We start from the raw sequence: 25,779 nt of genomic DNA, 5'->3' as shown, positions 1-25,779 counted from the left end.
TTCTCATTTCCCCCGGTCCTCCCGGCGCCTGTGCCCTCTTTTTCCCTCGTGTCCCCGCCCGCCCGGGGGGGGGCGGGGGCGCGGGGGGGGCGGCCCCCCCCCGCCCCCCCCGCGGCCGCTAGTCCGCGACCGCCTGCTCGGCGTCCGGGACGACCAGCGGGTAGTGCCGCGCGAAGAACTCGCGGTAACCGGTCGGACGGTAGCCGATGAGGCGCTCCAGATCACCGGTGCTCGCCCCGAACTCACCGCGGTTGATCGCCGCGGTCCACTCCGCCATGAACTCGGCGAGGGAGCGGGGCACGCCCAGCTCGGCGATCAAGCCGTCGACGTAGTCCTCCGGCGCGACGGGCACGTGCGGCACGGGCGCGCCGTGGACCTCGCTCAGCGCGGCGGCGATCTCGCGGAACGAGCCGGATTCGCTGCCGCTGAGCGTGTAGGTCGTGTTCTCGTGGCCGTCCTCGGTGAGCACCGCCGCGCTCGCCGCCGCCAGGTCGCGCCGCAGGGCCGGCGCCACCGCGCCCGCGCCGTCGGGCACCCGCACCCCGTTCCGGTAGGGGTCGGCCCCCAGGTTCGTGCCCAGCACGTCGAGGAAGATCGGCTGCCGCAGGACCGTCCAGGTCAACCCCGAGGCCTGCAACGCCTGTTCGGCGAAGACGTCCGAGTCCGTGACACCGGGCTGCCGGACGTCCGAGCCTTCGTCGCGCTGGACGGCCGTGAAGACCACGTGCTCGACCCCGGCCTGCTTCGCCGCGGCGATCGCGTTGAAGTGCTGCGCGTTCCGGTCGCTGAGCGCGACGGCCGAGACCAGCAGCAGCCGCTCCACCCCGGCGAAGGCCCGGACGAGCGACCCGTGGTCGAAGTAGTCGCCGCGGCGCACCTCGATGCCCCGCTCGGCCAGGTCCGCGGCGCGGGACGGGTCGCGGGCGAGCCCGACCAGCCGTTCCGCGGGCTGGCTGCGCAGCAGCTGGTGCAGGGCGGCCCGACCGAGATGGCCGGTCGCGCCGGTCACCATCAACTTTCCCATCGTTCCCGTCTCCTGTTTGGTGGTGATCGTTCGGTGGTGATCGTTCGGCGCGGGCCGAGCTCAGAACCTGATCACGGTCTTGCCGACCGTCCGCGCGCTCTCGACCAGTTCGTGGGCCCGCAGCATCGCCGCCGCGGTGCGGCCGTCCAGCACCGTGGTGGCGATGGGGCGCAACCGGCCCGCGACGACGTCCTGCACCAGCGCGGCGAGGATCCGGCCCTGCCCGTCGAGTCCGGCCGTGATCCGGCTGAACACCATCTCGGTGTGCAGCGACAGGGACTTGGCCGCGAGCGGCATCGGGTCGAGCGGGCCGGTCAGGTCGACGGCGGAGAGGTGGCCGAACGGCCGCAGCACCTCCGCGATCCAGCCGAGGTTGCCCGCGGTGCCCGCGGTGGACAGCACCAGGTCGACGCGGTCGATCCCGGCGGCGCGGAGCTGGGCGGGCACGTCCCCGGTGTGGTCGACGACCACGTCCGCGCCCATCGCCGTGCACCATTCGCGCGATTCCGGGCGCGAGGCCGTGGTCGCGACCAGCGCGGACGTCCTGCTCTTCAGCAGCCGCGTCGCCAGCGTGCCCACCCCGCCGGCACCGCCGACGACCAGCACGCGGTCGATTCCCGCTGCCAGGTCGTCGTGCTCGCGGAACAGCGCCTCCCACGCCGTGAGGCCGGCGATGGGCAGCGACGCGGCGTCGGCGAAGGGCAATTCGTCCGGGATCAGCGCCACCACCCGGTGGTCCACCGCGACCCGTTCCGCCCAGGCGCCGTCGCGCGCCATGTCCCCGGTGCCCAGGACGCGGTCGCCGACCGCGAAGCCCGCGGCGGCCGGTCCCACGGCGCGCACGACCCCGGCGAATTCCCAGCCCAGGACGAGCCGTCCACCGGTTTCGGCGCTGCGGGTCCGCCGGACGGCCGCCTCACCCGGGTTGATCCCGACGGCGTGGACCTCCACGAGCAGGTCCGCGTCCCGCAGCCGCGGTTCGGCGACCTCGACCGGCTCGATCGCGAACGCGTCCAGCGGATGGGCCTGCCGGTAGGCGAGTGCCTGCATCAGCTCCCCCTCAACCCTGCTTGAGCGCGTGCAGCGCGGACAGCGGACCGCCGACCTGCATCAGCCGGCCGCCGTCGCGCAGCGCCCCGATGTCCACCGGCGCGAACCCGATCTCGTCCGCAACCGCGTGGAAATCGGCCTTCGCGGCCGCGTCGTCCCCGGCGTAGAAGAGCAGCCGACGGCCTTCCGGGTGCCGGGGGTCGGGAGCGATGTGCTCGGCGAACAGCGTGTTGAACGCCTTGACCACCCGCGCGCCCGGCGCGTGCCGGGCGACGAACTCACTGCCCGTGTCCGCACCGAGGTCGACGAGGTCAGCGGGCGTCACGCCGGTCATCTGGTTGGTCGTGTCGACCAGGATCCGGCCGTTCCACGCGGGCAGTTCCGCCAGTGCGGCGGGGATGTCCGACCACCGCACGGCGAGGAACACCACGTCGGCCGCGGCCGCTTCCGCGACGGTGCCCGCGGTGGCCGACGGGCCCAGCCGTGCCACGACACCGCGCAGCGAGGCCGGACCGCGGCCGTTGCTGAGGACGACGCGATGGCCTGCCGCGACGAGGTGACCGGCGATGGCCTGCCCGATGGCGCCGGCTCCGATGGTTCCGAAGTGCACGAGTCCTCCCGGAGCGCGTGGGGCGTGCGGCCCCACCAGTTTTTGATGACGATCGCCATCAAAATTAATGATGACGATCCGCATCAATACTTGTCAAGGCACGTCGAGCTCGTTTTGATGACGGGTATCATCGACCGGGCGACATGCCGACCGGGGCCGCGCGACACGGGCCCCGCGCGCCGAGGAGGCCCAGGTGCCACGCATCACGCAGGAGCAGAAGAAGCTCAACCGCGAACGGATCGTCGGCGCGGCGGGCGAAGGTTTCCGGCTGCGCGGCATCGACGGGATCGGCATCGACGAGCTGATGAAGGCCGCCGGGATGACGCACGGGGCGTTCTACAACCACTTCTCCTCGAAGGAGGACCTCGCGCTGGAGGTCTTCGCCCGCGGCTTCACCGACTCGCTGGCCGCGCTCGACGCCATCCGCGAGTCCCATCCCGGTGCCGCCGGCGCCGCCCTGGACGCCGTGGTCGAGCAGTACCTGACCGCCGACCACCGCGACCACCCGGAAACGGGCTGCGCCTCGGCCGCGCTGGCCGCCGACGCCGGACGCCACGGCGCCGCGGCCCAAGCCCAGTACCAGCGAGGACTCGCGGGCTACTTCGACACCATCACCGACCTGGTCCGCGAATCCGCGCACGAGGCCGGCACCGAACCGGACCCGGCGGAATCCCGCGAGCAGGCGGTCGCCCTGTTCTGCCAGCTCGTCGGCGCCCTGGTCGTCTCCCGCGCCGTCGCCGCGGCCGACCCCGAACTCTCCGAAGAAGTCCTCGCCGCCAACCGATCCCGGCTCACCGCGAACTGAGCTGATCTTGCAGCGGTCCTCGTCGTTCTCCTGTCAGCGGCGCAGCCGCTGAGCCGCCGACCACGCACGCAGCCCGACCACCCGCGGGTTCTCAGCGGCTTCCTCGCGAGGACAGCGTTTTCTCCTGTGGCGGAGCCACCGGTGAAAACGATCCCGCAGCGAGGAAGCAGCTGAGGTTCCGCCACACCCGTGCTACACGGCAGAAGTGGAACGACTGGCAGTGAGGTTCCGCCGCCTCAGAGCTCCACGACTCGACCATCGTCAACCTGCAACCGCCGCGTCACGTGCACCGCGTCCAGCATCCGGCGGTCGTGCGTGACCAGCAGCAGGGTGCCGGTGTACGACGCCAGCGCCGACTCCAGCTGCTCGATCGCGGGCAGGTCCAGGTGGTTCGTCGGCTCGTCCAGCACCAGCAGGTTCACCCCGCGCGCCTGCAGCAGCGCCAGCGCCGCCCGCGTCCGCTCCCCCGGCGAGAGGGTGTCCGCCGGACGCAGCACGTGCGCGGCGACCAGCCCGAACTTCGCCAGCAGCGTGCGCACCTCGGCCGTCGGCCAGTCCGGCACCTGCGCGGCGAACGCGTCCAGCAGCGCCTCGCCGCCGAAGAACAGCCCGCGCGCCTGGTCCACCTCGCCGACCACCACGCCGGAGCCCAGCGCGGCACGGCCCTCGTCCGGCGCCACCCGGCCCAGCAGCGCGGCCAGCAACGTGGACTTCCCGGCGCCGTTCGCGCCGGTGATCGCCACCCGGTCCGCCCAGTCGACCTGCAGGTCCACCGGCCCCAGCGACCACGGGCCGCGGCGCAGCACCGCGCCGTGCAGGGTCGCCACCACCGAGCCGGAGCGGGGCGCGGCGGCGATGCTCATCCGCAGCTCCCACTCCTTGCGGGGTTCCTCCACCACGTCGAGGCGTTCGATCAGGCGCTCGGTCTGCCGCGCCTTCGCCGCCTGCTTCTCGGTGGCCTCGCTGCGGAACTTGCGGCCCACCTTGTCGTTGTCGGAGGCCTTGCGGCGGGCGTTCTTCACGCCCTTCTCCATCCACGAGCGCTGCGAGCGGGCCCGGGACTCCAGCGCGGCGCGGGTGTCGGCGTACTCGTCGTACTGCTCGCGGGCGTGCCTGCGCGCGACCTCGCGCTCCTCCAGGTAGGCCGCGTAACCGCCGCCGAACGAGCGCACCTGCTGCTGCGCCAGGTCCAGCTCCACAACCCGGGTGACGGTGCGCGCCAGGAACTCGCGGTCGTGGCTGACCAGCACCGTTCCCGCGCGCAGCTCGGCGACGAAGCGCTCCAGCCGTTCCAGGCCGCCCAGGTCCAGGTCGTTCGTCGGCTCGTCGAGCAGGAACACGTCGTAGCGGCTCAGCAACAGCGACGCCATGCCCGCGCGGGCCGCCTGGCCGCCGGACAGGCTCGTCATCGGCTGTTCCAGCGCCGCGTCCAAGCCGATCTCGGTGACCACGTCCTCGGCGCGCTCGGCGAGGTCGGCGCCGCCCAGCGCCAGCCAGCGGTCCAGCGCGGTGCTGTAGGCGTCGTCCGAACCCGCCGCGCCCTCGGTGAGCGCCTCCGTCGCCGCGTCCAGCTCGCGCTGCGCGGCCGCCACCCCGGTGCGCCGCGCCAGGAACGCCTGCACCGACTCGCCGGGGTTCCGGTCCGGTTCCTGCGGCAGGTAGCCGATCGTCGCCGTCGGCGGGCTCAGCCGCACCGAGCCGTCCGTCGCGGGCGCCAGTCCGGCCAGCATCCGCAGCAGCGTCGACTTGCCCGCGCCGTTCACCCCGACCAGGCCCACCACGTCGCCAGGGGCGACGACCAGATCCAGGCCGGAGAACAGGACGCGCTCGCCGTGACCTGCGGCGAGCCCCTTCGCGACGAGTGTGGCGCTCATAAGGACTGCGATCCTAATCCCCGCTCATCGGGGGTCCGCGCCCTCGCCCCGCGCAGGGCCCCACCGCCGGGCGGGACTACGCGGTCCGGCCGAGGACGGTGCCGTGGGGGACGCCGTCGAGCGCCTTCTCGAACTGCTCCAGGACGTCGGCCAGCGGGCCGGAGCTGTCCTCGTGGATCGCCAGGTCGTCGCCGGTGACGGTCAGGTGCTTGTCGATGAGGAAGAAGCTCTGCACCACGTGCCGCGCGCCCAGCGAGCTCACCACCGGGCGCAGCCCGTAGTCCAGCGCCAGCACGTGCGCCAGGCTGCCGCCGGTGGCCAGCGGCAGCACCGCCTTGCCGGTGAACCCGAACTGCGGCAGCAGGTCCAGGAACACCTTGAGCAGCCCGGAGTAGGCGGCCTTGTACGTCGGCGTCGCGAGCACGATGCCGTCGACGCGGCCGACCTTCGCCACCGCTTCCGCGATCTCCGGGTGGGCGGTGTCCGCGCTCAGCAGCGCCTCGGCGGGCAGGGTGCGCAGCCGCAGGTGCTCGGCGCGGCGTCCCGACGCGGTGAGCCTGCGGGCCAGGTGCTCGGCGACGCGTTCGGTCTTGGAGGTCTTCGAGGGGCTGCCGGAAATGACCAGGACGGTGGACACGCGCGTTCTCCTCACGGAAGTGACCGGTGATTCGAGGTGGGAATCGAGCCGGGGCAGTCCACAGTGGAGTGATCAGTCATCCGCGGTGGGGCGCCACGACCGGCTCAGCTGCGGGAACGACACCCCTGCGCCGCGACACGCAGCAGATCCACGTGGCGTCGCTTGGTGAACAGGGCCGGGAGCACGGAACCATCGCAACACCGGCTCGAACGGGGTGTCAACCAGCTGGGACGGGAATCCCAACTCGCGGAACCGGGAATGCCGCCGCCCGGCACGCCCTCCGGCCGGGCAGTCGATCAGTCCGCCGCGCCCCGGCTCAGCCGGGCCAGCCGCCGCGGCGTCGGCCACTTCACGTGCGACGCCCAGCCGAACCGCTCGAACAACCAGATCACCCGGGCCGAGACGTCGATCTGCCCGCGCTGCACGCCGTGCCGCGCGCACGTCGGATCCGCGTGGTGCAGGTTGTGCCACGACTCACCCATGCTCAGCAGCGCCAGCGGCCAGAAGTTCGCCGCCTTGTCCCGGCTCTTGAACGGTCGCTCCCCGATCAGGTGGCAGATCGAGTTCACCGACCACGTCACGTGGTGCAGGAACGCCACCCGCACCAGCCCAGCCCAGAAGAACGCCGTCCACGCCCCCCACCAGGTGCCCGTCACCGCGCCGCCCAGCACCGCGGGCAGCAGCAACGTCAGCAGCGTCAGCGGCCCGAACAACCGGTGCACCAGCACGATGTCCCGGTCGGCCATCAAGTCCGGCGCGAACCGCTCCCGGTTCGTCAGATCCCGCTCGAAGAGCCACCCCATGTGCGCGTGCCAGAACCCGCGCGCCAACGCCCACGGCGACGTGCCGAACGCCCACGGCGAATGCGGATCGCCCTCCCGGTCCGAGAACGCGTGGTGCCTGCGGTGGTCCGCCACCCAGTGCATCACCGGGCCCTGCACCGACATGCTGCCCGCCACCGCCAGCGCGACCCGCAGCCAGCGCTTCGCCCGGAACGCGCCGTGCGTGAAGTACCGGTGGAAGCCCACCGTCACCCCGAGGATCGTGAACACGTAGAAGCCGGCCGCCAACCCCACGTCCCACCAGCTCAGCCCCCAGCCCCACGCCAGCGGCACCGCGGCCAGCAGCGCCAGGAACGGCAGCAGGATGAACACGTACACCGACAGCTGCGGCGCCCAACCCCGGCGCCCGGCCAGCAGCGGAGCCCGTTCCTGGTGGGCGGTGGATTCGGTGGTGACCATCGCGCGAGAACCTCGAATCTGGCAGGAGCTGGGACCGTGCGCTCCACGTTCCAGGTACCCGCGCCGCCCGGCAACGAACCGCACCCCACGCCGCGATGAACTTCGCCTGATCAGGGCGAATCCGGGGCGGTGGGGTTCAGCGCGTCACCACCTGGGCGAGGACCATCGCGAACGCGTCCCGGTCCACCGCGGCCGGTTCCGCCGCCAGCCACTCCCCGATCTCGCGGACGAAGCCCTCCGGGGTCAGCGGCTCCACCGGCGCCTCCGCGTCCGACTCGCCGACGCTCACCTCGCCGGCCCGGTTCGGGTACAGCAGCAGCACGCCGCGCACCTCGACCTCCGGCAGCAGCGCCTCGAACGCCGCGACGCCCTCGCCGAGCCGGGTGGTGCCGCCGCGGAACACGTGGCCGTTGCGCCACACCTCGCCGTCCTCGTCCACCTCGTAGTGGCCGGGCAGCCACCGCTTCGACTCGACCAGCACCAGCCGCCTGCCGCAGAGCACCGCGTGGTCGACGTCCGCGAACACCGAACCCGGCCAGGCCACGCCGTGGAAGATCCGCGCCCCCGGCAGCCGCGTGAGGTGGTCGGCCAGCAACTCCGCGGACCGCTGCTTGACCACCGCGTCCGCGGCGACCTCCTCCTCGGCGGTGCCGCCGAACACCCGGCCCCGGTTCTCCGCCTCGAACAACCGGTCCGTGCGGTGCGCCTCCAGCAGGCGGCGCAGCAGCACCAGCACCACCACCCCGGCCGAGACCAGCAGCGCCAGCCACACGCCCAGCAACACCCCGCTCAGCCCCACCAGCAGGCCGGCCGCCGCCAGCAGCACCCAGCCGCCCGCCATCGCCAGCGCCGCCGTCCGGTCCGGCGCGGTGACCGGCAGGTACACCACCCGCTCCGCCGGGTCCACCTCGTCCCACCACGGGATGTCCGCGGGACTGAGGTCCGGGGCGGCCGGGGCGAAGTCCGGGTCGTCGCCGAAGTCGCGGCGCTGCCCCGGCCGGTACACCCAGCGCCGGGACGGCGTGCGCTTGGGTCCCGGCCGCGGCTCCTGCTGCTCCTCCTCGCCGTCACCACCGCCGTCGTAGTCGGCGCGGCGCACCGGGTCGTTGAGCGTCTCGTACGCCTGCTGCAACAACCGGAAGGTGCCCGCGGTGCCGCCGACGTCCGGGTGCATGGTCCGCGCCAACGTCCGGTACGCGGATTTGATCTCGGCGCTGGACGCCGAGCGCTCCACGCCCAGCAGCTCGTAGTAGTCGACCCCGCGCACGAAACTCCGTCCACCGTAAGCGATCGGCCGGCCACGACCGCGCGGACATGATAAGTGCACGGGCCCGTTCAAGATCAGCCAGTCGGCCCCTCCGGGCCGCGTTGCGCGACCGGTTCGGCTAACCGGGTGACGACCGCAGCCGCCACGCCAGCACCCCGCCCAGCGCCAACGGCAACCAGAACACGAACACCCGGAACACCAGCACCGCCGCCGCCGACACGCCCACCGGGATCCCGTACGACGCCAGCGCCGCGGCCGCGCCGACCTCCACGAACCCCACCCCGCCCGGCAGCACGCCGACGATCCCGAACAACGTCGACACCGCGTACGCGACCAGCGCCACCAGCGGCCGGTCCCCGGCGCCCACCGCCACCATCGACGCCCACAGCACCGCCGCGCCCAGCACGTCGATCAGCACCGCGAAGCACACCGCGGGCAGCGCCGTCCACGGCCGGGCGCGGATCGCCGCCACCGCCGCGTAGAAGTCGTCCGCGGCCTCGGTGTCCCGCTCCCGGGGCTCGCGGCGCAGCACCCGGTCCAGCAACCGCCCCGGCCACGCCCACACCCGGCGCAGCACCTCCCGGCTGCGCACCGCCGCCACCAGCGCCACCACCCTGGCCAGCAGCCCGGCGGAGAACAGCACGGTGGCGACGACCTCCGCGCGCTCCAGCCTGCCGTCCCAGCACACCACCGCCAGGCCCGCCGCCAGCGTCACCACGAAACCCACCTCGGCGGTCTGCGCGGCCGCCAGGTAGGCACCCGTGACGCGCCCCTGGTCGCCCGTCCCGCGCCCGCGGGCGTGCAACGAGAACGCCGCCACACCCGCCACGTTCCCCGACTTCACCGCCAGGTTCAGCGCGATCGACGCCACCGTCACCGGCAGCAGCCCCGCGAACTCGTGGTAGCCGCCCGCCCCCGTGACGCGCCGCGCCGCCACGTGCAGCAGTACCCAGTTCGCGATCCACACCAGCAGCACTCCCGCACCGACCGCCAGCCACCGCGGGTCCGCGTCCCGCAACGCCCGGCCGGCCGCGGGCAGCTCGTGGCGGTTCGCCCACACCAGCGCGGCGACCGCCGCCACCACCAGCAGCGCCGCCGCGACCCGGAGCCGACGGGAAGGCACCGGGTCAGGGTGTCAGCAGCGCCGGTCGGGTGCCGAACGACCGGAACGTGCGCGGCGTCCACCTCAACCCGGCACCGAGGTGCCCGCGACGCGATGGGCGCGGAGCTCGGGACGAGGGGCGTCGCGATGCCCGGGCGAGGCGCCCGGAACGATCACGAAACGTGTCGGGCATCGCGCGGTTCCCCCACCGTCCCGGTGAAACCACTGCCCCTGTTCAGCGATCTCGGTGCGCGGCGCCGCGTCGGCGTGTCGCGTCCCGCTTCCGCCGAGCGCGGGTCACCCGCCGCTTGGTGTCGCGCAGGCGGTCCGTCAGCTCCTCCAGCTCGGCGCGGAGCTCGTCCCGGCGGCGTTCCAGCCGGTCCCGGTCCTGCTCGGCCCGGCGGAGGTCGTCCTCGGCCCAGCGCTGCTCGTCCTCGGACCGGCGCTGGTCCTCCCCGGACCGGCGCTGCTCGTCCCCGGACCGGCGCTTGTCGTCCTCGGACCGGCGCTGGTCCTGCCCGGCCTGCCGCGTCGGGTCGGCCGGGTCCGCCGTGCTCCGCGTCGAAGTCGCCCGGTCGGACGCCCGCCGCTGCGGGCGCGAGGCACGTTCCGAACCGGTACCACCGGCTTCCTCCCGATCCGCCGTGGTGCCGGTGTCCGCGCCGGAGGACGGCCGGTTCGCGGAGCCGCCCCGGGCGCGGTGCTCGACCCGCGGAGTCCGGCTCGGTCCCGTACGGCGTCCGCGGTGGCGTGGCGCGGCGCGTTCCTCGGGGGCAGCGTCGACGTCGTCGCGGCCGGCCTCCGCCGCGGAATCCGCGGTGACGGCCTCGGCCGATCCGCCCCGCGATGGTGCGCGCTTCGAGGCCGGCCGCTTCGTGCCGCCCTCCGCCGCGCCGCGCTCCGGGGTGGTCTCCTCCGCCGGAACGCCCTTCGCCCGGCGCCCCGTCCGGCCGCCGCGCTTCGGCGCGGGTTCCTCCGCCGGGCGGTCCTGCGCCGCGCCGCCCCGCCTCTTCCGGGTGCCCGTCGTCCGGTCCTGATCACCGGCCGCGCGGTCCGCGGTGCGGGCGTCCGGCCGATCCGCCGCCGCGTCCCGCGCTCCTCCCGAACCGGACCGCCCCTCGGTCCGGCGCGGGGCACCCGCGGTCCCCTGGCGGTCGGCGGCGCGCTGCGCACCGCCGCGTCGCGGACCGGTTCCGCCTCGGTGCCGTGCCGTGGTGCTGCGCATCGCCGCCACGGACAGCTCGTCCAAGCCGAACCCGCTGTGCTCCAGTGCGCCGCTGAGCGTGCCCGCCCGGACCCGGCGCGCCGACTCCGGTTCGGCGACGGCCGCCGCGAACGTGCTCTCCACCTGCCTGCGGGCCTGTTCCGCCAGCTGCTTGCCGCCGCGCTCCACCACCTGCGCCGAGCGCGCCGTCAGGTCCGCGACGAGGTCCGCGCGCCGCCGGCCCAGGCGCCGGATCTCCTCCCCCCGCAGTTCGCGTTGCGCCGCGCGCAACTCGTCGCCCAGCTCGACCAGTTCCGCGACGCGACGCGGGTGCTCGGCGGCCACCCGGTTCACCGCCCACGCCGCGGTCGTCGGCTTGCGCAACCCACCGATCGACCGAGCGAGCTCCTCGTCACCGGCCTCCCGGGCGGCCCGCACCCGCTCGTTGCGAACAGCCACGAACTCCGCCGGATCCCCCTGGTAGAGCTCCTGCAGCAGCTCCTCGGACACCTGCTCACCGGCCATCAGCCCAGCCCAGCACGCGTCCCGCCGACGCGCACCCGAACCCGAGGCGTGGTGCCGGGCCCGACGGGGAACCCCACCGGTATGACGACCGCTCTGCAACGTCCCCGGAACGGGGCTCTCATCGCCGGGGTGTGCGCGGGGATCGCGCAGCGCTTCGGCTGGAACGTCGGTCTGGTCCGGCTGCTGTTCGTGGTCTCCTGCATCCTGCCCGGGCCGCAGTTCTTGATCTACGTGGCGCTGTGGGTCGTGATGCCCAAGCAATGAGCAACCCGCGGTCCGGGCACCACCGGTGACCTGGCCCGGAACGCGAAAAACCCGCTGACTCTGGAGTCAGCGGGCCTTTCCACGCGGATGGCCGAGGCGGCGAACCGCCCCTCCCTTGTGGCCATCCGGAACAGCCGTGCTCGGCCTAGGTGGCGCCCTGGGACCGGCACGGCCAGCTCATCGCCGGCGCACCGTGCTGCCGTCCACGGTAACCGCTACGGGTGACGAAAGCCCAGGACTCGCGGCACTTCACCGCACCGGAACCGGACGTTCCGCGGAAATCGGGTGCTCCGCGGGATCCTCCCGGGCCGCTCCGGCGCTCGCACCGGGTCGGCGGGGCGGTGCCGACCTCGCCGCGCGTGCGGGAGCCCGCACCGTGCCGTGCCGGGCCGCCGGCCCGGGCCGCCCCGTCAACCCATCCCGGGCGCACCGGCACCGGGACGTCGGCAGCACGATCGGCGGGCCGCGCTCCGCGACCAAGGCTTCAACGGCACCATGACCGTGTTCGCGAGGGCGAGCACGAGAGCCCGCGGATCCTCGGTGTTCGTGGGGAGGAAGGCCGCCGAGCACTCGGCCCGACGGTGAGGACGGAGAGCGATGGTTCCGGACGACGAGCAGGCGGAACTCGCCGGGACGCGCAGGGCGAAGCGGTTCGTCCTGCTGGTGGCGGCCGTCTCGGCGCTCGGCGGCGCGCTGTTCGGCTACGACACCGGGGTGATCTCCGGGGCGCTGCTGTTCATGACCCCGCACTTCGGTCTGACGCCGTTCCTGGAAGGCCTGGTGACCAGCGCGCTGCTGCTGGGCGCCGCCGCGGGCGCGCTGGCCGGCGGCCGGATCGCGGACCGGGCCGGTCGGCGGCCGATGCTGATCGGGTCGGCCGTGGTGTTCGTGGTGGGCACGCTCGGTTCGGCGCTGACCCCGGACGTGCCGGTGCTGGTGCTCTCCCGCGTGGTGCTGGGGCTGGCGGTCGGTGCGGCCTCGGTGGTGGTGCCGCTGTACATCTCCGAGATGGCTCCGGCGCGCGTGCGGGGCAGGCTGGTCACGTTCAACGGCCTGATGATCGTGACCGGGCAGCTGCTGGCGTACGTGGTGAACGCGCTGCTGGCGGAAGCCGGGGCGTGGCGCTGGATGCTCGGGCTCGCGACCATCCCCGCGGTGCTGCTGGGCGTGGGCATGCTGTTCCTGCCGGACAGCCCGCGGTGGTACGCGGGCCAGCAGCGGCTGGAGCAGGCCCGCGCCGTGCTGCACCGCGGCCGGTCGCCCGAGGAGGCCGAGCGGGAGCTCGCGCAGATCACCGCCGCCCACGAGCAGCGGGCGACCGGCCGGGGCTGGCGCGAGCTGCGCTCGAAGTGGCTGCGCCGGGTGTTCTTCATCGGCATCGGGCTGGCGGTGCTGCAGCAGATCACCGGCGTCAACACGATCGTCTACTTCGCGCCGATGCTGCTGGCCCGGACCGGGCTGGGCGAGGTCGCCTCCATCGCGGCGACCATCTCGATCGGCGTGATCTCGGTGCTGGCGGCGGTGGTCGGGCTGCTGCTGATGGACCGGGTCGGTCGGCGACCGCTGCTGATCACCGGGCAGGCCGGGGTGACGAGCTGCCTGGTGCTGCTGGGCCTGGCGTTCCTGCTCCCGGCCGGCGGCAACCGCGCGGGCTACGCGATCTTGGCGATCATGGTGGTGTACATGGCCTTCCAGCAGAGCAGCGTGAGCACGGTGACCTGGCTGATGATCACCGAGCTGTTCCCGCTGCGGATCCGCGGCTTCGCGATGGGCGTGGCGGTCCTGGTGCTGTGGCTGACGAACTTCGCGGTGGCGCTGGTGTTCCCGCCGATGGTGGCGGCGATCGGGGGCAGCGCCACGTTCTGGGTGTTCGCCGCGCTCAACGTCGGCGCGCTGGTGTTCAGCGTGCGGCTGGTCCCGGAGACCAGGGGGCGCAGCCTGGAGGAGCTCGAAACGGACCTGCGGCGCCCGGCGACCGCGGCGGGGGCCCGCGGCTGATCGGGCGGTGCCGGCGCACCGCCGCGAGCCCGGCCGGACGGCCCGGTGGCGTGGTTCGCGGCCGCGGGCACGTCGTTCGGCGATCAGCGCGGAACTCCCGGCGCACGACCGCTTTCACCGGGCCGCCCCGTGCGGTATGCAGGGCGCGTGACGAATGTGGTGCTGGGGCCGATCCTCCGCTACACCGATGACACCTCGGCGACGGTGTGGCTGGAACTGGACGAGGCCTGCACGGTCGAGGTGCTCGGCACCACGGCCGCGACGTTCCAGGTCGGCGGGCACCACTACGCGCTGGTCGCGGTGCGCGGGCTGCGGCCGGGCACCTCGACCCCCTACGACGTGCGGGTGGGCGGTGCCGTGCTGTGGCCCGCCGCGGGCGACACCCATCCGCCGAGCAGGATCCGCACGGTGCCGCCCGCCGCCAAGGCGCGGCTGCTGTTCGGCTCCTGCCGGTTCGGCCCGACCGAGGACGCGGGCCGCCGCCGAGCACTGGGGCCGGACGCGCTGGAGTCCTGCGCCCGCAGGCTGATGGACACCCCGGAGCGGGACTGGCCGCACGCGATGCTGTTCCTCGGCGACCAGGTGTACGCCGACCAGACCGCACCGCAGGTGCAGCGGGAGATCGCGGCGCACCGCGACCTCACCGAGCCGCCCGGCGAGGAGATCGTCGACTTCCAGGAGTACGCGGTCCTGTACCGGCACGCCTGGGGCGATCCGCTGGTGCGCTGGCTGCTGTCCACCGTGCCCAGCATGATGATCTTCGACGATCACGACGTCCGGGACGACTGGAACACCTCGCTGGAGTGGCGCACCGCGATGGCCGCGCAGCCCTGGTGGCGGGAACGCCTGCTCGGCGCCCTCGTCGGCTACTGGGTGTACCAGCACATCGGCAACCTCTCCCCGGACGACCTGGACGCGGACCCCACCTACCGGGCGGTGCTCGCCGCGGGTCGCGCCGGGGACGCGCTACCGGTGCTGCGCGAGTTCGCCGCGGCCGCCGACACCGAGCTGCGCACCCCGGGCACCGCGGACGAGGTCGGCGGTCCGCGCGGCCGGTACAAGGACGTGCGGTGGAGCTACCGGCGAGACCTGGGCGCGCTGCGGCTGATCGTGCTGGACACCCGGGCGGGCCGGATCCTGGAGGGCGGCAGCCGGGCGATGCTCTCGGACGTCGACTTCGACTGGCTGCGCACCCAGTTGCGGCTCGATCCGGCGCACGGCTCGCGACCGGAGCACGCCCGCGCCACCGGGAGCGGCGGCCCGGCGGCGATCGGGGGCGGTGCCGCGACGGCGAGCGGTGCGGGATCGACGCACGGCCTCGACACCCGGCGGGACGGACCCGGCCCGGCCGACGAGTCCCGGCGCGGCGGCGGGGCGAACGCCTCCGGGCGGGCCGCGGAGCCATCGGAACACGTCGTGATCGCCTCCTCGTTGCCCTGGCTGCTCCCGCACGCGGTGCACCACCTGCAGGCGTGGAACGAGGCCGCGTGCACCGATCGCGGCCGGTGGCCGAAGCTCGCCGAACGGGCGCGGCAGGCGGGCGACCTGGAGCACTGGGCCGCGTTCGGCGAGTCCTTCGACCGGCTCGCCGAGCTGCTGCGGGCCGCCGCGGACCGGCCCGGCTCCGCCTCGGTGTCCGTGCTGTCCGGGGACGTGCACCACAGCTACGTCGCCGAAGCGGCGTACGCCCCGGCGACCCGGTCCCGGGTCGTGCAGGTGACGTGCTCCCCGCTGCACAACGCCGCTCCCCCGCACCTGGTGGCACCGCTGCGGATGGCGTGGGCGCGGCCGTTGGCCGCGCTGTTCCGCGCGTTGGGCAGGCGGCTCGGAGTGCCGCCGCTGCCGCTGACCTGGCGGAAGACGGCGGGACCGTACTTCGGCAACGCGGTCGGCGTGCTCGACGCCGACGGCGAGCACGCGGTGGTGGCGTTGCAGCGCGCCGACGAGGACGGCGGCCTCACCACGATCCACCGCTCCCGCCTGTCCTGACCGCACCCCGGATCCGCTCCGGGTGGCGGGCCCGCCGGGAACCGGCGAGCGGCGGCCCACCCGGGCAGCGGACCGCCGCGGGTCCTCCGCGGTCTCCTCGTGGGGGAAGCGCTCTCCCCCGCCGCGGAGCCGACGGAGAGGTCCCGCGGCGGAGCCGAGGTTCCGCGCTAGACCGCCGGAGCGAAACTCAGCCGATCGCGGATTCGACGACCGGCAGATAACCCTCCGCGTGCCCGGTCACGTTGGGGTGGAAGGATTCCTGCAACGGCGTGCTCGGCCCGTTGATCCACTCCGGGTCGCCGCAGACGCCGTGGCCGTCGAAGGCGCTGCGCGGGTCGGCGTAGGTGAACCCGGCGGCTTCGGCCCGTTCGGAGATGACCTCGGCGAGCACGTCGGCGCCCTTGTTGATGCGCTCGCGCTTGGTCTCGGTGAACCCGGGGATGCCGCAGTCGCCGGTCGAGTTGATGCGCGGGTAGCCGACGACCACGATCTCGGCGTTGGGCGCGGCGGCGCGGATGCCCTCGTAGGTGGCGTCGAGCTTGGCGGGCAGTTCGTCGCGGGTGGCGGCCTCCCCGTCGCCGACGGCGGAGTCGCAGTTCTCGTCGGTGCCGAGCAGGCAGCCTTGGATCACGTCGGCGAACCCGATGTCGTTGCCGCCGATCTGCACCGTGACCAGGGTGGTGTCGGCGCTCAGCGAGCCGAGCTGGTCGGCGTTGAGGTCGTCGGTGGTCGCTCCGGAGCAGGCGTCGAAGCTGAAGGTGGCCGCGCCGTGCGCGTCGGCCCACAGCTGCGGGTAGGCCTTGGGGCTGCGCAGGCAGTCCCCGCTGTCCTCGAAGTAGTCCCTGGTCCCGGTGCCGGAGGCGAACGAGTCGCCGAGCGCCGCGTAGTTCTCGTCCGCTTGCGCGGCGTGCGCCGTCCCGGCGGTGAGAGACGTTCCGATGACGACGGTCGCTGCGACGGCACGCGCGACTCCCCGAATGTGACGCATGGATCCTCCGAACGAAGTCCTCGACCCCAGAACGCGAATGTCCCGGCCGAGATCGATTGAACGTCCCGAATGGACCACATGCGCCGCGTTGGCGAATTGACGCCACGCGAATTCCGGCCGAATCATTCGGATCTCACCCGATATTGGCGGACGCTTCCCCGATCAGGAGCAATCACCGGAATTTCGACTACTCAGCGCCGCCGAAACCCGGATCGCGATCGACTCTTCCGGCGGTGCCCGAATCAGGCGGAACCTGCTCCAGCGAATCGAGCGATCTGCCCGCGGAATCCGGCATGCCGACCAGCCCGATGACGGCGAACAGCACCAGCAGGACCATCATGATCACGGCCATTCCCGGCACCCCGAAATCGGATTCGATCATGGCGGGGACCACGAAGCTCCAGACCCCGAGGACGATGCGGGCGAACGCGAACGTGACGCCCTGCGCGGTGGCGCGCAGCATCGTCGGGAACATCTCCTGCGACCAGAGCTTGTAGAACGATTCCCCGGCGAGCACGGCGCCGACGCCGAACAGCGCCACGTTCGCGACCGCCACCCCGACTCCGATCGGCAGCACCGCGAAGCAGCCGAACGCGGCGATCTGCAGCACGGCGCCGATCGCGAACAGCGGTCTCCGCCGGGCGCCGTCGGCCAGCGGCATGAACACCAGCACCACGGCGAGCAGCGTCACCAGCGAGTTGAACGCCTGGATGGCCACGCTGGTCGCCCGGTCCACACCACCGGCGTGGACCAGCAGGTACGGCAGGAACGCGCCGTTGGTCCCCGCGACGGTGTTCCACAGCGCGTAGAGCCCGCCGGTGAACAGCAGCGCCCGCAGGTTCCGCCCGGTGATCAGGTCCCGCAGCCGCCCGGCGGCGAGCGGGTTCCCGCCGTCGCGGGCCGCGCGCCGGGCCCGCGTCCAGCGCGCCGATTCGACCATGCCGCGGCGCAGGTACCAGGTGACGAGGGCGACGACGGCCAGGTGCGCGAACACGATCCGCACGCCCAGCACCCCGAGCGGGGCGAGCGCGAACGCCAGCAGCAACGTGACCAGCGGCCCGAGGCACCACGCCACCTGGGTCAGCCCGATCAGCCTGCCGCGGGACCGGCCGGGGGCGAACTCGGCGACCAGCGCCAGCGAGGTCGGCAGGTCGGCGCCGACGGCGAGCCCGACGAGGACGTAGCCGAGGAACAGCATCGGCAGGTTGACGGCGCACACGATCCACAGCACGCCGAAGGCGAACACGAGCAGGTCCCACGCGTAGATCCGCTTGCGGCCGAACCGGTCGCCGAGCCTGCCGCCGATGAGCGCGCCGACGGCCGCGGAGATCGCGTTGGAGCTGAACGCGGTGAGCAGTCCGACGGTGGTGGAGTCGAGCCCGAGGAACGCTTCCCACAGCGGGAGCCCGGCCGCGGCGGCCACGATGGACCCGGCGTCGATGTAGGACGCCATGGACGCGAGCACCGCCCACTTCCACTGCCTGCGAGTCGGTTCCGCCGCGTCCGGATCGAGTCCCGCCCCGGTGGTCTCCATGGCACTCCCCGTCCGCCGCCGGTGCCCGCGCCCCGCCGGGCGGGCACCGGTGCCGCACGGTCTACCGAACCGGCCGGGCGGCGGGGAACCTCCGTCCGTGCGGTTCCGCGCACCCGCGACGTCCGATCCGGACGAAGCACCCGCCCGGCCCGTCCAGGAACCCGCCGGCCGGTCGTGCCGGTTCCTCGTCAGCGGCACAGCCGCTGAGCGGCCGGACCACCCGCGGGTGCTCAGCGGTTCCCCCGCGAGATCCGCCGTGCACGGACCGGTGCATCGGCGATCGCGGCCGCCCCGGGAAGGCGGGCAGCACCGCTGAGGTCGCGCCACCCCGACAGGAGCAGGGCGGCTCAGCGGGCTTCGGGGAGGCTGGACCTGCGCACCACGAGTTCGGGTTCGTAGATCACCTGCTGGTGGGCGTGCTCGGCGCCCGGGTCGGATTCGGCGAGCACCAGTTCGGCCGCTTTGCGCCCGATGCGGAACGCGGGCTGGCGCACCGAGGTCAGCGGTACGGCGGCCGCGGCGGCGAACTCGATGTCGTCGTAGCCGACCAGCGCGATGTCCTCCGGCACCCGCACCCCGGCGGCGAACAGGGCTTGCAGCAGGCCGAGGGCGAGCAGGTCGTTGGCGCAGAACACCGCGCTCGGCCGGGTCGGCAGGCCGAGCAGCCGGGCGCCCGCGTCCCGGCCGGAGGCCACGTCCAGCGCGGGCACCTCCAGCACGCTGAGCGCGTCGTCGTCGAGCCCGTGCTCGTGCAGCGCGGTGCGCGCGCCGGTGCGCCGGTCGAGGCACTGGGTCAGCGAACCGGGCCCGGTGACGAAGCCGATGCTGCGGTGCCCGCGCTCCAGCAGGTGGCGCACGGCGAGCGCTCCGCCCGCCACGTCGTCCACCGCGACCGAGCACGCCTGCCCGCTGTCGACCTTGCGGTCCACCAGCACCGACGGAATCCCCTGCCGCCGCAGCGAATCGAGGTTGGCGCCGCTGACGTCGGACGGGGTGACGAGCACGCCGCGGACCCGCTGCTCGGCGAACAGCGACAGGTACAACGCTTCGGCTTCCGGGTCCTGCCCGGAGTTGCACAGCATCACGCCGAGCCCCTCATCGCGGGCGGCGACCTCCACGCCGCGCGCCACGTCGACGAAGAACGGATTCCCCATGTCCAGCACCAGCAGCGCGAGGATGCGGCTGTGCCCGGCGCGGAGCTGCCGGGCGGATTCGCTGCGGACGTAGCCGAGTTCGTCGATCACCGACAGCACCCGGGCCCTGGTGGTGACCGAGACCCGGTCCGGCCGGTTGAGCGAGTTGGACACGGTGGCCACCGAAACTCCGGCGCGTTCGGCAACGTCCTTGATGCTGACCATGCCTCCAGGGTGCCCGGTGCGGCCGCCGCGCACCGAAGTGGCCTCATCGCCACCGATCCCCGGCGGCCGCCGCGCGCGGGCGGTGCGATCGCGGCGACCGGCGGCCGCACCGGGGCGGGAGTCACCCGCTCCCGGCGGGGACGGCCGTGCGGTCAGAGCGCCCCGGCCGCGGGCCGCACCACGATCTCGCTGACGTCGACCTCCGCCGGTTGCTCGACGGCGAACGCGATGGAGTCGGCGACCGCGGACGCCGGGATGCTGATGGACCGGAAGCTGCGCATCACCTCCCGCGCGGATTCGTCGGTGATGGTCCCGGCGAGCTCGGATTCGACGACACCGGGCGAGACGACGCTGACCCGGATGCCGCCGTCGGATTCCTGGCGCAGCCCTTCGGAGATCGCGCGCACGGCGAACTTGGTGGCGCAGTACACGGCGGCGGTGGGGCTGACCACGAAGCCGCCGACGGAGGCCACGTTCACAAACTGCCCGCCGCCCTGCTCGCGCATGATGGGCAGCGCGGCGGCGATGCCGTGCAGCACGCCGCGCACGTTGACGTCGATCATCCGGTCCCACTCGTCCACCTTGAGCGCCGCCATCGGGGACAGCGGCATCACACCGGCGTTGTTGACGACGACGTCGACCCGGCCGAACTCGGCGCGGGCGGCGGCGGTGAAGGCGTGCACGTCGGCGGCGTCGGTGACGTCGAGCCTGCGGTGCGCGGCGGTGCCACCGGCGGCGGTGATCTCGGCGGTGAGCGCTTCGAGCCGTTCGGTGCGGCGGGCCCCGAGGAACACCCGGTGCCCGCGCCGGGCGAGCACGCGGGCGGCCGCTTCGCCGATGCCGCTGCTCGCGCCCGTGATCAAGATGGTCTTGCCGTTCGCCACTGGTCCTCCCGAACCCGGCCCCCTGCGGGCCGTCGAGGACGACTCTGCGCGCTCGGACGCCACCGACCCAGGCCGCGGCACACCTAGGAATCGCGCGGTCAGACCTTGAGACCGAGCCAGTTGGTGAAGTGGGCGATGCTGTCGGACTTGCGGCGTTCGGCCATCGCGATGGCGCGCGCGGTCTCCCGCACCTGCGGGTGGTAGCGGGTCTGCTGTGGGGCGACGCGGCGCGCGTTGTTCAGGGCGCGCAGCGCGTTGGCGTGGTCGCCGGCGAGCACCCAGGCGCGGGCGACGTCCTGCCAGTGGTGGCCGACGCGGTTGGCCCGCATGTCGTCGGGCAACCGCAGTTCGGAACCGTCCCGGGCGGCGCGGCCGGGGTCTCCGCCTTCGAGGGAGACGGCGACGTCGTGGATCTCGACGTTGCCGGGCCCGAAGTTCGTGTCGTAGGCGGCGGAGGAGCGGCCGAGCCGGGCGCCGATCGCCCTGGCTTCGGCGATGTGCTCGCGAGCCCGGTCCAGTTCGCACGCGCGCGCGTCGATCATCGCGCCGCGCAGGTGCGCCGAACCGCGCAGCGCCAGCACCTCTTCGCTGTCCGGTCTGGACTCCAGCAGGTCCAGCGAGTGCTGCACCAGCCGGGTGCCGGTGTCGTAGGACGCGCAGGACATCAGGATGAGCGCGCGGTGCTGCACGGCGTGCGCGGCGAGCAGCGGATCGTCGCTGCGCTCGGCGGCCATCTCCATCCGGTCGACGGCCTGGGTGGCGAGCGGTATCCAGCCGAAGCGGTAGACCAGTTGCGCGGTGTTGCCGTAGGCCTGGGCGAGGTAGCGGTACCCCCGTTCGCGCGCGGAGTCGGTGCTCGCCTGGCGGATCGCGCCCGCCATCCGGCGGAGCAGCACCGGCGTCAGTTCGATGGCTTGCCGGGCGCGGTCGGAGTGCCGCAGGTCGCGCACCTTGGCGAGGTCGGCCTCGATCTCCTCGGTGGCACCGGGTTCGAGCGCGGCGGCGTAGCGGCCCTCGGCGAACAGGGTGCGGAGTTCGGTGAGGCCGGGCGGGATTCCGCCGTCGTCGTCGAGGGTTTCGCGGTACGGCTGCCCGTAGAGCTCTTCGGCTTCGATGCCGAGCGCGCGGGCGACGGCCGCGACGAACGCGGGCGAGCCGGGTTCCCGTCCCTGTTCGACCGCTCGGAGCATGCTGATGCTGTAATTGGCGCGCTGCGCCAGGGCCTGTTGGTTGAGTCCCGCGACTTTTCGAGCCATCGCGACGCGTTCGCCGAGGGCCGATCCCTGTTCAGGCCGTGGCACGGGGCTCCTTCCACGTAGGGCCATGGAACCACCAGACTAGGTGACACACGTTGGTGCGAGCAGCTTGTTGTCGCACTGTCACATGGCTGTCACTCCGCCACGCGGCGCGGTCGTAACTTGACAGGACAAGCGCTCACCCACCGCTAGCTAGTCAGGTGAGAACCATGCCTGCTTTCCACGACTGCCACTCCGAGCCCGGCACGGCGCCGCTTCCCGAGGTGATCGACGCCGTCCCCCTCCCGCCACCGCCCGAGGAGCCCGCGGTGCTCAACGTCCGCTACCGCGCGGGAATCGTCGGCGAACGGGCCCGCGTCGTGCACGCCGCGACCTGGACCCCGCGCGATGTGCTGATCACGTTGTGCGGCATGCCGCTCGACCCGTCGCTCGTCGAGGAGTCCACCGGGATGCCGTGCATGCGCTGCATCCGCATCGCCGCCCGCCGCGCCCGCGAAGACGACGAACAGCGCGGCCTCGAAGGCTGAACCACCACCCGGGTTCGACATCTCGTCCTCCTCGGTCGAAGGTGTTCCCGTTGCAGCGGAAGCGATCGGTGACGAGCAGGCCGGGGCCGTCGTCCGGATCGCCCGCTCCGCGGCCGAACGACGTCACCACCAGCGCCCCGTCCTGCGGATCGGCGGAGTCGACGTCCAGTCCGCGTTCGTCGGTCCCGTCCCGCGCTCCGAGCGGAATCCCCAGCGACCGCGGGGAGTTCGCCGTTCCCGTTCCGATGTGGACGGGGATCTCGTCCGGGGCCCCGGTTCCGGACAGCGCACCGACCCCACGGCGTCGTCCCTCCCGCACTTCCCCGCACCGATGCGGACGACCGGGTCCGGGTGCTTCCAGCGGTCCCCCACCGGCGGACCGCCGCGTAGTGGCCACCGAGACCGCTGAGCCGCAACTGGCCGTCGGTGCGCTGCGCGGCCCGCGTCTCCGCCCTCCCGTCGACGACCAGATCGACGTCCGGCGCCCCCGCGCTCAGGCCACCTCGCGCGGGGCGCCGAAGTAGGCCCGGCTGCTCCGCGTGCCCGTGCGACCCCCGCGCGTGACCTCGGAGCGCCCAGGCCGGCGAGGCGTGCTCACGCCGATGCCGCGTTTCGGCGGAATCCGGCCCGCCTTTCGGCCGAAGCCCGCCGCGAGCCGGTCGCGGAGTCCCGTTTCACCACCTTTCCCGTGGTGAGGCCGAGCGCACGCCCGGGCCGCGGGGATGCGAGCATTCCGCGAGTCGCATCGAGGGAAGGTGGATCACGTGCAGGTGCTCTGGGGCGCGGCGGGGATGGTCGTGCTGCTGCTGATCGCGTTCGCGTTGTCCACCGACCGCCGGGCGATCCGGCCGCGCACCGTGCTGGGCGCGCTGGCGCTGCAGCTGGTGTTCGCCTTCGTGGTGCTGCGCTGGGACGCGGGCAAGGCCGCGCTGAGCGCCGTCTCCGCCGGGGTGCAGCGGGTGATCGACTCCTCGAAGGAGGGCATCGACTTCCTGCTCGGCCCGGTGATGCCGACGAACGGGGCGACGGTCGTCGCCTTCCAGGTGCTGCCGATCATCGTGTTCGTGGCGTCGCTGACCGCGGTGCTCTACCACTGGAACGTGCTGCAGTGGGTGGTGCGGATCGTCGGCGGCGGGCTGCGCAAGGTGCTGGGGACCACGCGCGCGGAGTCGCTGAACGCCACGGCCAACATCTTCCTCGGGCAGACCGAGGCGCCGCTGGTGGTGCGGCCGTACCTGGCGGGCATGACCCGCTCGGAGTTCTTCGCCGTCATGGTCGGCGGTCTGTCCACCGTGGCCGGTTCGGTGATGGTGGGGTACGCGATGCTGGGCGCGAGCCTCGACCACCTCATCGCGGCGAGCTTCATGGCCGCGCCCGCCGGCCTGATGATGGCGAAGATCATCGTGCCGGAGACCGAGGCGGTCACCGGCGACGCCGCGCACGCCGCGCAGGCCGCCGAGTCCGAGGGCGGGCGGCGCGGCGTGCTCGCGTGGTTCGCGAAGAAGCCCGCGGCCACGACGACCCCGGAACCGGCGGCCGCCGCGGACGAGGGCGGGACCGACACCGCCGAACCGGAGAAGGCGGGCACCACCACCGCGGTGGACGACGACGAGGCGCTGGAGACCAAGCCGCGCAACGTGATCGACGCGGCCGCGACCGGTGCCTCGGACGGGCTGAAGCTGGCGCTCAACGTCGGCGCCATGCTGTTCGCGTTCGTCTCGCTGATCGCGCTGCTGAATCTGGTCCTCGGGGCCGTCGGCGGCCTGGTCGGCCTCGACGGCATCACCTTCGAGCAGATCATCGGCTACGTCTTCGCACCGGTGATGTGGGTGATCGGCGTGCCGTGGGAGGACGCGGTGACCGCGGGCGGTTTCGTCGGCCAGAAGCTGGTGCTCAACGAGTTCGTCGCGTTCACCGACTTCGGCCCGCAGGCGGCGTCGTTCTCGCCGCACACCGCCATCATCATCACCTTCGCGCTGACCGGGTTCGCGAACTTCTCCTCGCTGGCGATCCTGCTCGGCGGGCTCGGCGGGCTGGTGCCGTCGCGGCGGTCGCTGATCGCCGAGCTCGGGATGCGGGCGATCGCGGGCGGAACGCTGGCGAACCTGATGAGCGCCGCCATCGCCGGGATGCTCGTCTAGCTCCCCAGCTTCGGCAGCAGGTAGGCCCGGAGGTCCGCGAGATCTCCGGGCGCACCCGCCCAGCCGAGGTAGCCGTCCGGCCGGACCAGCAGCAGCGCGGGCCGGTCGACGCCGTAACCGTCGTGCGCGTGGCCGTGCACGTCGTGCACCGCGCCGGGACGCGGTTCCCGGAGCACGGCGTGCGCGTCGAGCCCGGGCAGGGCGAGGCCGGCGCTCGTGCCGCCGAAGTCCAGCAGCGTCCAGTGCGGCCCGGCGAACAGCTCGAACAACCGCACCTCCGCCCCGTCGAGCAGGACCGGGGCGTCCGGGGCCCGGTCGCCGGCGCGCACCGCCGCGGGTTCGGCGCGGCGCTCTTCGGCCAGCGGCCCGCCGCGGTAGTGCAGTCCGAGCTGGTTGAGCTCCGGTCCGCGCACGTGCGCCTCGGGATCGTCCTCGCGCAGCAGGTCCAGCAGCCGTCCGCTGAGCCGCAGCACCCCTTCCGCCACCGGGTACCGCTCGGCCTCGTAGCTGTCGAGCAGCGCCTCGTCCGCACCGCGCAGCACGGCGGCGAGCTTCCAGCCGAGGTTGTGCGCGTCCTGCACCCCGGTGTTCATGCCCTGGCCGCCGGTGGGCGGGCAGACGTGCGCCGCGTCGCCCGCGAGCAGCACCCGGCCGTCGCGGTAGCGCTCGGCGAGGCGCGCGTTGGCCCGCCACACCGAGTTCCAGTGCACCTCGTGCACCCGCAGGTCGAGCCCGCTCAGCCGGTTCAGCCACTCCCCCAGCCCGTCCGGGGTGGGTTCCACGTCGTCGCGGGACGCGGTGACGGTGAACAGGTCGGTTCCTGCCAGCGGCTGCACCGAGGCGAGCTCGCCGTCGCGGGACCAGGCCAGCGCCCGGTCCCGGCCGAGGCCGCTGAGCCGGACATCGGCGATGAGCGCCTTGGTCGTCTCGTCGGTCTCGCCGCGGAACTCGATGCCGAGCGTGCGGCGCACGGTGCTGCGCCCGCCGTCGGCGCCGACTAGGTACCGGGCGCGGATCTCGGTGCCGTCGGCGAGCCGCGCGGTGACCTGCCGGTCGTCCTGGCGCAGCGCGCGGAGCTCGACGCCGAGCTCGACCTGGCCGCCGTACCCGGCGAGCGCTTTGCGCAGGACCTCCTCGGTGCGGAACTGCGGGACGAACCAGGCGTTCGGGTACGGGACGCCGGGTGTGGCGGGCACCGGTTCGCCGGGGTGGCCCTCCCAGACGAGCCGTCCGGCTTCGTACTTGCGCATCGGGATGCCGCCGTCGCCCGCGGCGTGCAGGTCGTCGAGCACGCCGAGGTCGGCGAAGACCTCCTGGGTGCGCGGGTGGATGCCGTCGCCGCGGGAGCCGCCGAAGTGCTCGGTGGCCTTGTCGACGAGCCGGAACGCGATGCCGCGCCGGGCGAGTTCGCAGGCCAGGACCAGTCCGGTCGGTCCGGCTCCGGCGATGAGGACGTCGGTGTCGTGCTGGGCGCTCATGCCCACCTCCCTCTGTCAGTACG

21 protein-coding genes are annotated in these 25,779 nt (G+C 73.5%); 6 read left to right on the top strand and 15 right to left on the bottom strand.

Annotated elements, in window-relative coordinates:
* Positions 1-118: 118 nt before the first annotated feature.
* Genes LCD31_RS12685 through LCD31_RS12675 form a run of 3 tightly spaced genes read right to left on the bottom strand, consistent with a single transcriptional unit; the run spans position 119 to position 2,684 of the window.
* Entirely contained in the window at positions 119-1,024 is a 906-nt protein-coding gene (locus LCD31_RS12685; RefSeq protein WP_224958241.1) for an SDR family oxidoreductase, read from the bottom strand.
* A 60-nt stretch (positions 1,025-1,084) separates the two neighbouring features.
* Positions 1,085-2,074 carry an alcohol dehydrogenase catalytic domain-containing protein gene (locus LCD31_RS12680; RefSeq protein ID WP_224958239.1) on the bottom strand — a complete coding sequence of 330 codons (990 nt, stop codon included), beginning with the start codon at positions 2,072-2,074 and terminating at the stop codon, positions 1,085-1,087.
* A gap of 10 nt (positions 2,075-2,084) precedes the next feature.
* Positions 2,085-2,684, bottom strand: coding sequence for an NADPH-dependent F420 reductase (locus LCD31_RS12675; RefSeq protein WP_224958237.1), 600 nt, complete (start codon positions 2,682-2,684; stop codon positions 2,085-2,087).
* A gap of 193 nt (positions 2,685-2,877) precedes the next feature.
* Here LCD31_RS12675 and LCD31_RS12670 point away from each other — a divergent pair, with 193 nt between their 5' ends.
* A complete protein-coding gene (locus tag LCD31_RS12670) occupies positions 2,878-3,489 on the top strand; it encodes a TetR/AcrR family transcriptional regulator (RefSeq protein ID WP_224958236.1) in 612 nt (203 codons plus the stop codon).
* Between the two features lie 236 nt (positions 3,490-3,725).
* On the opposite strand, the gene LCD31_RS12665 is transcribed toward LCD31_RS12670, so the two are convergent.
* The 6 genes from LCD31_RS12665 to LCD31_RS12640 all read right to left on the bottom strand — a co-directional run bounded on the left by LCD31_RS12665 (position 3,726) and on the right by LCD31_RS12640 (position 11,339).
* Positions 3,726-5,363, bottom strand: a complete 1,638-nt coding sequence (locus tag LCD31_RS12665; protein ID WP_224958235.1) for an ABC-F family ATP-binding cassette domain-containing protein — start codon at positions 5,361-5,363, stop codon at positions 3,726-3,728.
* 76 nt (positions 5,364-5,439) lie between these two features.
* Positions 5,440-6,000 carry an NADPH-dependent FMN reductase gene (ssuE, locus tag LCD31_RS12660; RefSeq protein ID WP_224958234.1) on the bottom strand — a complete coding sequence of 187 codons (561 nt, stop codon included), beginning with the start codon at positions 5,998-6,000 and terminating at the stop codon, positions 5,440-5,442.
* Positions 6,001-6,296: 296 nt separating this feature from the next.
* Positions 6,297-7,241: an acyl-CoA desaturase gene (locus LCD31_RS12655; protein WP_224958233.1), complete on the bottom strand. Its 945-nt coding sequence runs from the start codon at positions 7,239-7,241 to the stop codon at positions 6,297-6,299.
* Between the two features lie 136 nt (positions 7,242-7,377).
* Positions 7,378-8,508: a DnaJ domain-containing protein gene (locus LCD31_RS12650; protein ID WP_224958232.1), complete on the bottom strand. Its 1,131-nt coding sequence runs from the start codon at positions 8,506-8,508 to the stop codon at positions 7,378-7,380.
* 118 nt (positions 8,509-8,626) lie between these two features.
* Complete coding sequence (locus tag LCD31_RS12645; protein ID WP_224958231.1) at positions 8,627-9,631, bottom strand: lysylphosphatidylglycerol synthase transmembrane domain-containing protein; 1,005 nt, start codon at positions 9,629-9,631, stop codon at positions 8,627-8,629.
* 214 nt (positions 9,632-9,845) lie between these two features.
* Positions 9,846-11,339, bottom strand: a complete 1,494-nt coding sequence (locus LCD31_RS12640) for a hypothetical protein (RefSeq protein WP_224958230.1) — start codon at positions 11,337-11,339, stop codon at positions 9,846-9,848.
* Positions 11,340-11,420: 81 nt separating this feature from the next.
* Between LCD31_RS12640 and LCD31_RS12635 the strand changes: the two genes are divergently transcribed.
* From LCD31_RS12635 to LCD31_RS12625, 3 genes are all read left to right on the top strand, one after another.
* Positions 11,421-11,603, top strand: a complete 183-nt coding sequence (locus LCD31_RS12635) for a PspC domain-containing protein (RefSeq protein ID WP_224958229.1) — start codon at positions 11,421-11,423, stop codon at positions 11,601-11,603.
* 597 nt (positions 11,604-12,200) lie between these two features.
* Positions 12,201-13,601, top strand: coding sequence for a sugar porter family MFS transporter (locus tag LCD31_RS12630; RefSeq protein ID WP_224958228.1), 1,401 nt, complete (start codon positions 12,201-12,203; stop codon positions 13,599-13,601).
* A 147-nt stretch (positions 13,602-13,748) separates the two neighbouring features.
* Positions 13,749-15,590: an alkaline phosphatase D family protein gene (locus LCD31_RS12625; RefSeq protein WP_224958225.1), complete on the top strand. Its 1,842-nt coding sequence runs from the start codon at positions 13,749-13,751 to the stop codon at positions 15,588-15,590.
* 187 nt (positions 15,591-15,777) lie between these two features.
* On the opposite strand, the gene LCD31_RS12620 is transcribed toward LCD31_RS12625, so the two are convergent.
* The 5 genes from LCD31_RS12620 to LCD31_RS12600 form a co-directional block, all read right to left on the bottom strand.
* Positions 15,778-16,578 (bottom strand): SGNH/GDSL hydrolase family protein, encoded by an 801-nt coding sequence (locus tag LCD31_RS12620; RefSeq protein ID WP_224958223.1) that lies wholly within the window; start codon positions 16,576-16,578, stop codon positions 15,778-15,780.
* 187 nt (positions 16,579-16,765) lie between these two features.
* A complete protein-coding gene (locus LCD31_RS12615) occupies positions 16,766-18,112 on the bottom strand; it encodes an MFS transporter (protein WP_224958221.1) in 1,347 nt (448 codons plus the stop codon).
* A gap of 347 nt (positions 18,113-18,459) precedes the next feature.
* Complete coding sequence (locus LCD31_RS12610; protein WP_224958219.1) at positions 18,460-19,470, bottom strand: LacI family DNA-binding transcriptional regulator; 1,011 nt, start codon at positions 19,468-19,470, stop codon at positions 18,460-18,462.
* Between the two features lie 152 nt (positions 19,471-19,622).
* Entirely contained in the window at positions 19,623-20,354 is a 732-nt protein-coding gene (locus LCD31_RS12605; protein ID WP_224958217.1) for an SDR family oxidoreductase, read from the bottom strand.
* 98 nt (positions 20,355-20,452) lie between these two features.
* Complete coding sequence (locus tag LCD31_RS12600; RefSeq protein ID WP_255617416.1) at positions 20,453-21,610, bottom strand: helix-turn-helix domain-containing protein; 1,158 nt, start codon at positions 21,608-21,610, stop codon at positions 20,453-20,455.
* Between the two features lie 209 nt (positions 21,611-21,819).
* Here LCD31_RS12600 and LCD31_RS12595 point away from each other — a divergent pair, with 209 nt between their 5' ends.
* A complete protein-coding gene (locus LCD31_RS12595; RefSeq protein ID WP_224958213.1) occupies positions 21,820-22,137 on the top strand; it encodes a hypothetical protein in 318 nt (105 codons plus the stop codon).
* Positions 22,138-22,901: 764 nt separating this feature from the next.
* Positions 22,902-24,278, top strand: coding sequence for a NupC/NupG family nucleoside CNT transporter (locus LCD31_RS12590; protein WP_224958211.1), 1,377 nt, complete (start codon positions 22,902-22,904; stop codon positions 24,276-24,278).
* Here the strand turns inward: LCD31_RS12590 and LCD31_RS12585 are convergent.
* Entirely contained in the window at positions 24,275-25,756 is a 1,482-nt protein-coding gene (locus tag LCD31_RS12585; RefSeq protein ID WP_224958209.1) for an FAD-dependent monooxygenase, read from the bottom strand. The two genes, LCD31_RS12590 and LCD31_RS12585, sit on opposite strands and share 4 nt — an antisense overlap.
* Between the last annotated feature and the right edge of the window lie 23 nt (positions 25,757-25,779).

Source organism: Saccharopolyspora sp. 6M (assembly GCF_020176775.1).
Lineage (GTDB): Bacteria > Actinomycetota > Actinomycetes > Mycobacteriales > Pseudonocardiaceae > Saccharopolyspora_C > Saccharopolyspora_C gregorii.
The sequence above is the reverse complement of the archived record's forward strand: the minus strand, read 5'-3'. Positions and strand labels throughout refer to the sequence as shown.

Excerpts from the sequence above, each read along its gene's own strand:
- LCD31_RS12595 (WP_224958213.1), top strand. The coding sequence starts at position 21,820 with ATGCCTGCTTTCCACGACTGCCACTCCGAGCCCGGCACGGCGCCGCTT.
- LCD31_RS12635 (WP_224958229.1), top strand. The coding sequence starts at position 11,421 with ATGACGACCGCTCTGCAACGTCCCCGGAACGGGGCTCTCATCGCCGGG.
- LCD31_RS12600 (WP_255617416.1), bottom strand. The coding sequence starts at position 21,610 with ATGGCTCGAAAAGTCGCGGGACTCAACCAACAGGCCCTGGCGCAGCGC.
- LCD31_RS12655 (WP_224958233.1), bottom strand. The coding sequence starts at position 7,241 with ATGGTCACCACCGAATCCACCGCCCACCAGGAACGGGCTCCGCTGCTG.
- LCD31_RS12685 (WP_224958241.1), bottom strand. The coding sequence starts at position 1,024 with ATGGGAAAGTTGATGGTGACCGGCGCGACCGGCCATCTCGGTCGGGCC.
- LCD31_RS12640 (WP_224958230.1), bottom strand. The coding sequence starts at position 11,339 with ATGGCCGGTGAGCAGGTGTCCGAGGAGCTGCTGCAGGAGCTCTACCAG.
- LCD31_RS12585 (WP_224958209.1), bottom strand. The coding sequence starts at position 25,756 with ATGAGCGCCCAGCACGACACCGACGTCCTCATCGCCGGAGCCGGACCG.
- LCD31_RS12615 (WP_224958221.1), bottom strand. The coding sequence starts at position 18,112 with ATGGAGACCACCGGGGCGGGACTCGATCCGGACGCGGCGGAACCGACT.
- LCD31_RS12680 (WP_224958239.1), bottom strand. The coding sequence starts at position 2,074 with ATGCAGGCACTCGCCTACCGGCAGGCCCATCCGCTGGACGCGTTCGCG.
- LCD31_RS12620 (WP_224958223.1), bottom strand. The coding sequence starts at position 16,578 with ATGCGTCACATTCGGGGAGTCGCGCGTGCCGTCGCAGCGACCGTCGTC.
- LCD31_RS12610 (WP_224958219.1), bottom strand. The coding sequence starts at position 19,470 with ATGGTCAGCATCAAGGACGTTGCCGAACGCGCCGGAGTTTCGGTGGCC.
- LCD31_RS12630 (WP_224958228.1), top strand. The coding sequence starts at position 12,201 with ATGGTTCCGGACGACGAGCAGGCGGAACTCGCCGGGACGCGCAGGGCG.
- LCD31_RS12665 (WP_224958235.1), bottom strand. The coding sequence starts at position 5,363 with ATGAGCGCCACACTCGTCGCGAAGGGGCTCGCCGCAGGTCACGGCGAG.